Genomic DNA, 8,910 nt, shown 5'->3' with positions numbered 1-8,910 from the left:
CCGCTGGCGTAGGCGGTCAGCATGATGCAGGGGATGGCGGCGATGGCCGGGGCGCGCTGCAGGAATACCAGGCCGTCTTCCTCGGGCATGCGCAGATCGACGATGGCCGCATCGACCGCGTGCGCGGCCAGCAGGGTCAGGCCGGCAGCGGTACTTCCGGCTTCCAGGACTTCGTGGCCGAGGTCGCCGACGGTCTCGGCCAGGCTGCCGCGAAAGGCAGCATCGTCATCGACGATCAGGATGCGCGCCATGGCAACTCCATTTCAAAACGGGCACCGCGTTCGCTCGCGGCCAGGTGGATGACGCCGCCATGCGCATGCACGATCTCGCGCACCAGCACCAGGCCCAGGCCGGTGCCGCCAGTACGCTGGCTGACGAAGGGGTCGAACAGACTATCACGCAATTCCGCCGGCACGCCCGGACCATCATCGGCCACCCACAGCAGCAGCCGCCCGTCCTCGCGCAAGCGCGCACCCAATGCGATGTGGCCGCCTGCGGTGCAATGCGCCAGGGCGTTGAGCAGCAGGTTGTCCACCGCGCGCGCCATCTGCACCGGGTCCAGTGCGCTGGTGGCAAGGCTGCCGCCAAAGCTGGCGGCATCGATGGCCGAGGCCAAGCGCACCTGCTGGCGCTCGGCCAGTTCGGCATGGGCCTGGCAGCGGGCCTCGATCCAGCTGGCCAGATCGACGGCCTGGCGCTGCACCTGGAACGGTTGCGCCAGTGCCAGCAGGCTGGCCACCAGCGTATCGAGCCGCTCGGTCTGGCTGACCACCATTTCGAGCGCGCCGGTCACGCGCGTCTCGCGCACCTGGGCGGGGGCGGCCAGAGCATTTTCGGCTTTCATGCGCATGGCCCCGATGGGGTTGCGGATCTCATGGGCCATGCCGGCCGCCACCCGTCCCAGCGTGGCCAGCCGTTCGGCGTGGGCCAGCTGGCTGGCCAGGCGTTCGGACTGGCTGCGCCAGCGCGTGAGCGTGGCTCCCAGCCACACCCCGCTGATGATGACGAAGGCCAGCAGCAAGGCGCTGGCCACCAGCAGCTGGTTGAGCACGCTGGCGCTCATCACCGGCACGCGCTTGAGGGTCCACGCCGCCAGCGCCACCTTGCCCAGCGGCACCGGGCAGGCGGCGAACACCACCGCCTCGCGCAGGCCGGGCCGCACGTCGGTGACGGTCGTGCCGCCATCGAGGGCGCGCTGCGCAGTCGAGACGATGCGTTCCATTTCCGCACCCGGCGGATCACGTTTGATACCGCTGCCGTCATAGGTCGGGAACGCATAGGCCACAACGTCGCGCTGGGGATGCCAGAAACCGCCCTCCACCCCGGCCTGATCGCGCAGGGACAAGTCGATCACCGCCTGCATGATGGAGCTGCCGGGCAGGCCATCGCCATCGGCCGCAGTGCGGGACGCGCCGCTGCCGGAAGAGAGCGCATGGGCCAGGCCCGCGCTCATGGTGGCGCAGCTGACGGCGGCTTGGCCGGTGGCCTGGCTGATCTGCGAAGACGCGCCCTGGCGGCTGAGCTGCAGCAGCAGGAAGGCGAGAATGAGAGCGATCAGGGCGATGAAGGCCCACAGGATGACGAGGTCGCGCTTGATGGTGTTCTTGATGTTCAGGGAGCCTCCGGTGCTGCACAGATTCGGTTGACGACGCTCGCATTTGAACACGAAGCGGGCAACGCATTTTGCGATCAGACCGGCGGGGCTGCACGGCGGTTCATCTTTTGTTGCAAGACAATCACGTTGCCGGCGATCAAGATGGAAGCGCTTTTTGCTTTATGCGTTAATTGCGCCTGGGGATCTGTGGGGGAACAAAAATCAAGCAGTTGAAGAAATACCTGGTCGTGGTATTGGGTATCGCCATGCTGATGGTGCTGGCCATGTGCGCCAGTACGCTTTATCAGAGCTATCGCCAGACTCGTCTTTCGGCGGTGGCCAACGCCGGCAACGTGACGCTGATCTCCCAGCGCGCCATTTCGCGCAACCTGGAGGTGCTGTCGCTGTCGCTGGATACGCTGGCCTACCGCTACCAGCATCCGTTGGGCGCACGCCGGCTGGAAGAGGCACAGCGCTATGCCTATCTGTTCGGCAGCGCCGCCAGCGTCAGCCATATAGTGGTGATGGCCGTGATCGGCCCCAAGGGCGAGGTGCTGGCCAGTTCGCGCCGCCGTCCGGGCGAACCCGCTCCCAACTATGGCGACCGTGCCTATTTCACTGCGCACCGCGATGCGGACAATGTCGGCCTGTATGTCTCGCGGCCGATCCAGGCCAGCCTGGGCAATGAGCTGCAGGTGGTAGTGCTGTCCAAGCGGCTGTTCAATGACGATGGCAGCTTTGGCGGTGTCGTCGTGATGGCGCTGGACCTGGCCTATTTCCGCGATCTGTTCGAGGGGCTGTCACTGGGTGCCGATGGCGTCATCTCGCTGTATTCGGATGATGGCGTGGCCTACATGCGCGTGCCGTACCGGGACGAAGTCATCGGCCGCGATCTCAGTGGCAGTGCCAATTTCCAGCGCATCAAGATTGCTCTCCAGCATGAGGAAGGCAGTTTCTTCGCGCGCGCCAACAGTGATGGCGTAGAACGGCTCTATACCTTCCGGCGCATTCCCGACTCACCGCTGATCGTCTTTGTCGGCTATTCGCAGGAGGCGATTTTCAAGAGCTGGCGCAAGACGCTCTATGCGGTGATCCTCTCGCTGTTCATCTTCACGCTGCTGCTGGCCTATCTGCTTTCGCACGTACGCCAAGAGCTGCGCCGCCGCGTGAGCATCGAACGGCGGCTGGAAGAACTGGCCCTCACTGACGGCCTGACCGGCCTGCTGAACCGGCGCGCGCTGGACGACGCCTTGCAGGCCACCTGGGAGCGCTGCCGGCGCAATCTCAATTCCACCTTCTCGGTGCTGTTCATCGATGTGGATTACTTCAAGCTCTACAACGACAGCTATGGCCACAAGCTGGGCGATGAGGTGCTGCGCGAAGTGGCGCAGGCCATCAACGAAAACCTGCCGCGCAATACTGACTGCGCCGGCCGTTACGGCGGCGAGGAATTCGTGGTGCTGCTGGAGCTGACCGAGGAACAGGGCGCGCTCCTGATGGCCCAGCGCCTGTGCGATGCGGTCTACAGCCGGCTGATCGTGCATGCCACCAGTCCCCTGCGCGTGGTCACCATCAGCGTGGGCGTGGCCACCCTGCAGCGCGGCCACCACCGCCGCGTGGAGGACGTGCTCAATGCCGCCGATGCCGCCCTGTACCGGGCCAAGCGGGATGGGAGAAATGCGGTAAGGGTCAGCGGGGTGGAGTGAGGCCGGGGTGGCGAGCTCGTCATGTGACGATATTGCGCACCATCTTGCAAGCCGCGGCTTGCATGCAACTTGACATAACTTGACGCGGTGCGATGGTCTGCCTACCATCAGTCCACCATGCTCAATATCCCCTTGATCCTGCAATCGATGCAACAACGCGGCCTGACCAGAACCGCGTTGGCCACTTCCTGCGAAGTCAGCAAGGAAGCCGTGTCGAACTGGCTTTCCGGGCAATCTCTGCCCCGGCCACGCAAATTGCTGCGGCTGGCGGAGATTCTTCATATCGAAGTGACGCAACTGATGGCCCCCGATGATGAACCCGTCATCGCCTTTCGTACCACGGGTGGCCAGCGCGCCAGTGATGCTGCCAGGGAAGCTGCGGTTACGGCGGCAGAACATCTGCAGGAATTGCTGCCGCACTTGCCGCACCCCCGGCTGTTTTCCCCGGCGGTTCTGGAATCTCCCTCGCTGGAAGAGGCTTATCTGCTGGAAGCCACCCACCAGGTACGGGACCGGCTGGGACTGGCCGATGATGCGCCAGTACAGCGCCAGGAGCTGCTAGCCCTGTTGCAAGGTTTCGGAGCCATCATGGTGCCGGTTTACTGGAACCGGCAACGGCACGGACATGAAAATGCTTTGAGCATCTACCTGCCGCGCAGCAAGACCACCTGGGTCTTCGTCAATCTGCATGCGTGTATCGGCACCTTCAATGCCTGGCTTGCCCATGAGTTGGGGCACTGCTACACCCTGCACCGGCTGGCTGCCGATGAGGGTGAACTCTTCGCGGAACGCTTCGCCCAAGCGCTGCTGTTTCCTCCCGCTGCGGCTGCACGGGCCGCAGCGGAATTGGGCAAGGTCTCGGGCGATGAGGCCTTGCGTCTGCTGGCCTGGTATGCAGGCAAATACGAGGTACCGATGTCCACCATCGTGGCCCGGGTCGATCTCTGGCTGGCGCACCAAGGCCGCAAGGTCAGCGGGCTCAAGCGCAAGCAGCGAGGCTGCGATGTGCATGGAGAGGGAAGACAGGAAACGCTCTCCATCAGCGCAGCGCTGTTCGGCGCTGAACAGTTGCCAGCGGAGCACTATATCCGCACCGCCTCTGACTTCTTCCGTACCCCTGTATTCGAGGCGCTGGCGTGCTGGCAACGCCGACAAGGCGGCGGCTCGCCAGCCTTCGTGGCCAGCGCACTCAATGTCGATATCGGCCACGCAGTAGAAATCTCGTTTGCCCTCTCCCCGGCAAGCGGCATGCTTGCGTCATAGTGCCTCGGCTGATTCGCCGAACAGCTCCAGATATCGCCTGCGCCAGCCAGCTGGAAGCAAGGTTTCCATGCGCACCCAGGTCGAGACTGTGTCGCGACGCTGTTGCGAACTCAAACGCCCGTGCTGCTCCAGCAAATGCAGCAGGGTCAGGGAATCAATACAGGCCTGGGGTGCTTCCTCACCCGCCGCCATGAGGTCTCTGATCAATTCTGTCAGCGCTTTCTCGTCAGTTGCGATCACGCCGCGCAGCACGATGCCTGTGGCCAGCAGCTCTGTATCCTCGCACGACAGCGGCATCAGCCTGGCGCCGCGCGTGTTGCGATGCTGGACGAACAGCCTCGCGTAGACCGCTAGCGGTCCGCGCTGCGCTTCGACCAGACGCTTCTTGGGCTGTGTCAGGCGCAACGCACCCTGCTCCAGGTCCACCGAGCGCGGGGGAATACCGACCTGCGAGAAGATCTGGCCGAGCCGGGAATTGGCCTTGAATTCATCAATGAGAGACGCCAGTGTCAGCAGCCGATAGCCGCCTACCACCTGTCCCAACAGCGGAAGGACCGGCGAGCAATAGAGACGAAGGAAGCAATTGGTATCGAGCAGAAGTATGCGGGGACTCGGCGCTTTCGGCATGGGAGAGCAGGCAGATTGACGAGGAGAAACAGGAGTCAAAAAGTATAGCCAGCCATGCTGCTGTCCCCGGCTGCTCTACCCGCTTCATCCAGCAAAAACCGATGAATGTGGATGATGGACTCCGGTCGTCCTGCATTCCGGCGCTGAAAATGACGAAGGGCACCACATGCATGGTGCCCTTCGCTCATCCGACGCGGCAGTGACTGCCGCCTCCGGTTCTTTCAAACGATCAGACCTCGCTTACATCCAGCGGCGCTTCGGTCTTCTCGATCACTTCTTCCTTGGTCACGCCGGAAGCCAGTTCGATCAGCTTCAGGCCGCCCGGGGTCACGTCGATCACGCCCAGGTCGGTGATGATGCGGTTGACCACGCCCACGCCGGTCAGCGGCAGGTTGCAGTCGTTCAGGATCTTCTTCGAGGTGCTGCCATCCTTGGCCTTGGCCACATGTTCCATCAGCACCACCACGCGGCCCACGCCGGCCACCAGGTCCATCGCGCCGCCCATGCCCTTGACCATCTTGCCGGGGATCATCCAGTTGGCCAGGTCGCCCTTGGCCGAGACCTGCATCGCCCCCAGGATGGCGATGTTGATCTTGCCGCCGCGAATCATGCCGAAGGAGTCCGCCGAGCTGAAGAAGGACGAACCGGGAATGGTCGTCACGGTCTGCTTGCCAGCGTTGATCAGGTCGGGGTCGACCTGGTCTTCGGTGGGGAAGGGGCCGATGCCCAGCAAGCCGTTCTCGGATTGCAGCCACACTTCGATATCGTTCGGAACGTGGTTGGCTACCAGGGTCGGCAAGCCGATGCCCAGGTTCACGTAGAAGCCGTCCTGCAGTTCCTTGGCTGCGCGCGCAGCCATTTCATCTCTGGTCCATGCCATTTTGTGTGTCTCCTTATGCGCGCACGGTGCGTTGTTCGATGCGCTTCTCGGGCGTGGCATTGACCACGATGCGATGCACGAAGATGCCGGGGGTGTGGATCTGGTCCGGATCGAGCTGGCCCACTTCCACCAGTTCTTCCACTTCCACCACGGTGACCTTGCCGGCCATGGCGACGTTGGGGTTGAAGTTGCGCGCGGTCTTGTTGAAGACCAGGTTGCCGGCCTTGTCGGCCTTGTGCGCCTTCACCAGCGACACGTCGGCCACCAGCGAGCGTTCCATCACGTAGCGCTCGCCGTCGAACTCGCGCACTTCCTTGCCTTCGGCCACCAGCGTGCCCACACCGGTCTTGGTGAAGAACGCGGGGATGCCGGCGCCACCGGCGCGCAGCTTTTCGGCCAAGGTCCCTTGCGGGGTGAACTCCAGTTCCAGTTCGCCGGCCAGGTACTGGCGCTCGAACTCCTTGTTCTCGCCCACGTAAGAAGCGATCATCTTCTTGATCTGGCGGGTGGTCAGCAACTGACCCAGGCCGAAACCATCGACGCCGGCGTTGTTGGAAATGGCGGTCAGGTTCTGCACGCCCGAATCACGCAGGGCGGCGATCAACGCCTCGGGGATGCCACACAGGCCAAAGCCGCCGACCGCAATGGTCTGACCGTCCTTGACGATGTCTTTCAACGCGGTGGCCGCGTCTGGATACACTTTGTTCACGAGTCTCCTTTCGGCTCTTGTCTTGCGAGCAGGGTTGCAAGCGGGCCGGCGGACATGCCGGCTTCAACAGGGATGGGCGCAGGGGCTTCTCTTGCGCAACGTCCGCAGACGTCGCCGGGCCCCGTTCGGCTCCAAATAGCGCCAATTATCATAGGGCAGCTGAAATAGGCCATACAATACGGTAAAAATACCTGGCGCAATGCAGCATGGTACCGTCAGACAGACGGTCCCGCCAGTTGCGAGGGACCAGCCAACCAGTGCAGCAACTCATGACCCAGCCACTCCCCATCGATTTCGAACAGGTTTTCATGCACGCGCCCATCGGCATGTGCGTCTCGCACAATCGCGTGATCCAGCAGGCCAACCTGGCCATGGCCGACATGTTCGGCTATGAGGTCGATGCGCTGCGCCAGACTTCCTTCCAGGAGATCTACCCCACCGCCGACGAATTCGAACGCACCGGCCTGCGCCTGGTGCCGATCCTGAACGAAAAGGGCTTTTATTCGGACGAGCGCATCATGAAGCGCTCCAACGATGAAATGTTCTGGTGCCACGTCACCGGCCATGCGCTCAACCGCGACAACCCGCACGCGGCCGGTATCTGGACCTTTGAGGATGTCAGTGCAAAACGTCCCATCGCCCCCGGCCTGACCCCGCGCGAACGCGAGATCGCCGCACTGCTGGTGGAAGGCAAGACCAGCAAGCTCATCGCCCGCCAGGTCGAACTGAGCCCGCGCACGGTGGAAATGCATCGCGCCCGCCTGATGCGCAAGTTCGCCGCTTCCACCTCCTCCGAACTGGTGCACAAGCTGCTGAGCATCACGCCCTGATCACCCTTGATCAGAACGGCAGGCCCGCAAAACGCTGCGCCAGGAAATCGAGCATCGTGCGCAAGGTCGCCGGCATGTGCTTGCGCGAGGCATAGACGCCATAGATGCCCAGCTGCAAAGGCTCGTAATCGGGCAGCAATTGCACCAACTGGCCGCTGGCGACCAGCGGCGCCACCGTATAGGCCGGCATGTGGCCGATGCCCACGCCGGCCAGCACCGCCTGCAGCAACACCGTCACCTCATTGGCGCTGATGGTGCCGCCCACCGCCACGCTTTGCGTCTGCGTCTTCATCTTCGCGGCGGCAGCGCCCTTGCCCGCCCTGGCTTTTTTCTTTTTCGGATCGAACTGCCACAGGCTGCGCCCCACATAGGAATGCGTCAGGCAATTGTGCAAGGCCAAGTCTTCCACCTTGCGCGGCATGCCATGGCGCGCAAGGTAATCCGGCGTGGCGCAGATCACCGAGTGGCAGACCCCCAGCGGACGCGCAATCAGGTTGGGCTCCAGCCGGTTGGTCATGCGGATGGCCAGGTCGATACGTTCTTCCACCAGGTTCACGGTGCGGTCCAGCGCCAGCAGGTCCACCGCCACCCCCGGATAGCGGCGGCCGTACTCGACCACGGCCTGGATCAGCTGGGTCTGCGCAAAGGAGGTACTGGTCGTGATGCGCAGGAGCCCGCGCGGCGTTTCATCGGGCGTATCGAGAACATGGCGCATGTCCTCGGAATACTCCAGCATCTGGCGGCAGCGCGGGAGCAATTCATTGCCGGCGGGGGTGAGCGATAGCCGCCGCGTGGTCCGGTGCAGCAGGCGCGCACCGACCCAGTCTTCCAGCTCGGCCACGTAGCGCGACACCACCGGCCGCGACAAATCCAGCTGCTCGGCCGCCGCCGACAGGCTGCCGCCATCCACCACCGTCACGAAGACCTGCATGGCCATCAGGCGATCCATTGGAGCCCCTTTTTCATTTGAACGATTTCAGAAACAAACTGTGATCGATTATGCTGTTTTTCGAAATCAAAAGCGATCCTATGATGGCTGCTCCTGATACCCATCTACCACTTTCGGAGTCGTCATGTTGCCCACCCATCGCCTGCTGCGTCCCCTGCTGGCCATCGCTGTCACCGGCCTGCTGGCCTTCTCGGGCGCGGCCGTCCAGGCCGCCGCCCCGCTCAAGCTCGACATCTACAATCCCGGCAAAGAAGCCATCTTCCCGGTCAGCTCGGTGCTGGTCACGGGTGAGCGCGAAGCGATCCTGGTCGATGCGCAATTCGGCCAGCGCGAAGCGCAGCAGGTCGTGGAC

At 63.3% G+C, this 8,910-nt stretch carries 10 protein-coding genes and 1 pseudogene; 5 read left to right on the top strand and 6 right to left on the bottom strand.

Annotated elements, in window-relative coordinates:
• On the bottom strand, positions 1 to 251 hold a 251-nt coding region (locus tag B3873_RS14685; RefSeq protein WP_286866935.1), incomplete at its 3' end, for a response regulator.
• On the bottom strand, positions 236 to 1,453 hold the full coding sequence (locus tag B3873_RS14680) for a sensor histidine kinase (protein WP_286866937.1): 1,218 nt from the start codon (positions 1,451 to 1,453) through the stop codon (positions 236 to 238). The genes B3873_RS14685 and B3873_RS14680, both read right to left, overlap by 16 nt.
• Here B3873_RS14680 and B3873_RS14675 point away from each other — a divergent pair.
• The 3 genes from B3873_RS14675 (at position 1,433) to B3873_RS14665 (ending at position 4,563) form a co-directional block, all read left to right on the top strand.
• Positions 1,433 to 1,828: a hypothetical protein gene (locus B3873_RS14675; protein ID WP_286866939.1), complete on the top strand. Its 396-nt coding sequence runs from the start codon at positions 1,433 to 1,435 to the stop codon at positions 1,826 to 1,828. The genes B3873_RS14680 and B3873_RS14675 overlap by 21 nt on opposite strands.
• Entirely contained in the window at positions 1,786 to 3,300 is a 1,515-nt protein-coding gene (locus tag B3873_RS14670) for a sensor domain-containing diguanylate cyclase (protein ID WP_286866934.1), read from the top strand. The genes B3873_RS14675 and B3873_RS14670 overlap by 43 nt, the downstream gene beginning before the upstream one ends.
• A 117-nt stretch (positions 3,301 to 3,417) precedes the next feature.
• Positions 3,418 to 4,563, top strand: a complete 1,146-nt coding sequence (locus B3873_RS14665; RefSeq protein WP_286866932.1) for a helix-turn-helix domain-containing protein — start codon at positions 3,418 to 3,420, stop codon at positions 4,561 to 4,563.
• Here B3873_RS14665 and B3873_RS14660 read toward each other — a convergent pair.
• The 3 genes from B3873_RS14660 to B3873_RS14650 all read right to left on the bottom strand — a co-directional run bounded on the left by B3873_RS14660 (position 4,558) and on the right by B3873_RS14650 (position 6,779).
• Positions 4,558 to 5,190 (bottom strand): hypothetical protein, encoded by a 633-nt coding sequence (locus B3873_RS14660; RefSeq protein ID WP_286866931.1) that lies wholly within the window; start codon positions 5,188 to 5,190, stop codon positions 4,558 to 4,560. The genes B3873_RS14665 and B3873_RS14660 overlap by 6 nt on opposite strands.
• A 229-nt stretch (positions 5,191 to 5,419) precedes the next feature.
• A complete protein-coding gene (locus tag B3873_RS14655; protein ID WP_034340601.1) occupies positions 5,420 to 6,070 on the bottom strand; it encodes a 3-oxoacid CoA-transferase subunit B in 651 nt (216 codons plus the stop codon).
• A gap of 13 nt (positions 6,071 to 6,083) precedes the next feature.
• Positions 6,084 to 6,779, bottom strand: a complete 696-nt coding sequence (locus tag B3873_RS14650; protein ID WP_013236556.1) for a CoA transferase subunit A — start codon at positions 6,777 to 6,779, stop codon at positions 6,084 to 6,086.
• A 269-nt stretch (positions 6,780 to 7,048) separates the two neighbouring features.
• Here B3873_RS14650 and B3873_RS14645 point away from each other — a divergent pair, with 269 nt between their 5' ends.
• Positions 7,049 to 7,609: a PAS and helix-turn-helix domain-containing protein gene (locus B3873_RS14645; protein WP_034340603.1), complete on the top strand. Its 561-nt coding sequence runs from the start codon at positions 7,049 to 7,051 to the stop codon at positions 7,607 to 7,609.
• A gap of 10 nt (positions 7,610 to 7,619) precedes the next feature.
• Here the strand turns inward: B3873_RS14645 and B3873_RS14640 are convergent, their stop codons facing one another.
• On the bottom strand, positions 7,620 to 8,558 hold the full coding sequence (locus B3873_RS14640; protein WP_039783005.1) for a LysR family transcriptional regulator: 939 nt from the start codon (positions 8,556 to 8,558) through the stop codon (positions 7,620 to 7,622).
• Positions 8,559 to 8,682: 124 nt separating this feature from the next.
• Here B3873_RS14640 and B3873_RS14635 point away from each other — a divergent pair.
• A pseudogene (locus B3873_RS14635) lies at positions 8,683 to 8,910 on the top strand (MBL fold metallo-hydrolase); the annotation flags it as partial.

The sequence above is a fragment of the Herbaspirillum sp. UBA812 genome, assembly GCF_002296545.1.
GTDB lineage: Bacteria > Pseudomonadota > Gammaproteobacteria > Burkholderiales > Burkholderiaceae_D > Herbaspirillum > Herbaspirillum huttiense.
The sequence above is the reverse complement of the archived record's forward strand: the minus strand, read 5'-3'. Positions and strand labels throughout refer to the sequence as shown.

Bases quoted from the DNA above. Each gene is read 5' to 3' on its own strand.
- B3873_RS14675 (WP_286866939.1), top strand. From the start codon at position 1,433: ATGGGCCAGGCCCGCGCTCATGGTGGCGCAGCTGACGGCGGCTTGGCC.
- B3873_RS14680 (WP_286866937.1), bottom strand. From the start codon at position 1,453: ATGAGCGCGGGCCTGGCCCATGCGCTCTCTTCCGGCAGCGGCGCGTCC.
- B3873_RS14645 (WP_034340603.1), top strand. From the start codon at position 7,049: ATGACCCAGCCACTCCCCATCGATTTCGAACAGGTTTTCATGCACGCG.
- B3873_RS14640 (WP_039783005.1), bottom strand. From the start codon at position 8,558: ATGGATCGCCTGATGGCCATGCAGGTCTTCGTGACGGTGGTGGATGGC.
- B3873_RS14655 (WP_034340601.1), bottom strand. From the start codon at position 6,070: ATGGCATGGACCAGAGATGAAATGGCTGCGCGCGCAGCCAAGGAACTG.
- B3873_RS14665 (WP_286866932.1), top strand. From the start codon at position 3,418: ATGCTCAATATCCCCTTGATCCTGCAATCGATGCAACAACGCGGCCTG.
- B3873_RS14660 (WP_286866931.1), bottom strand. From the start codon at position 5,190: ATGCCGAAAGCGCCGAGTCCCCGCATACTTCTGCTCGATACCAATTGC.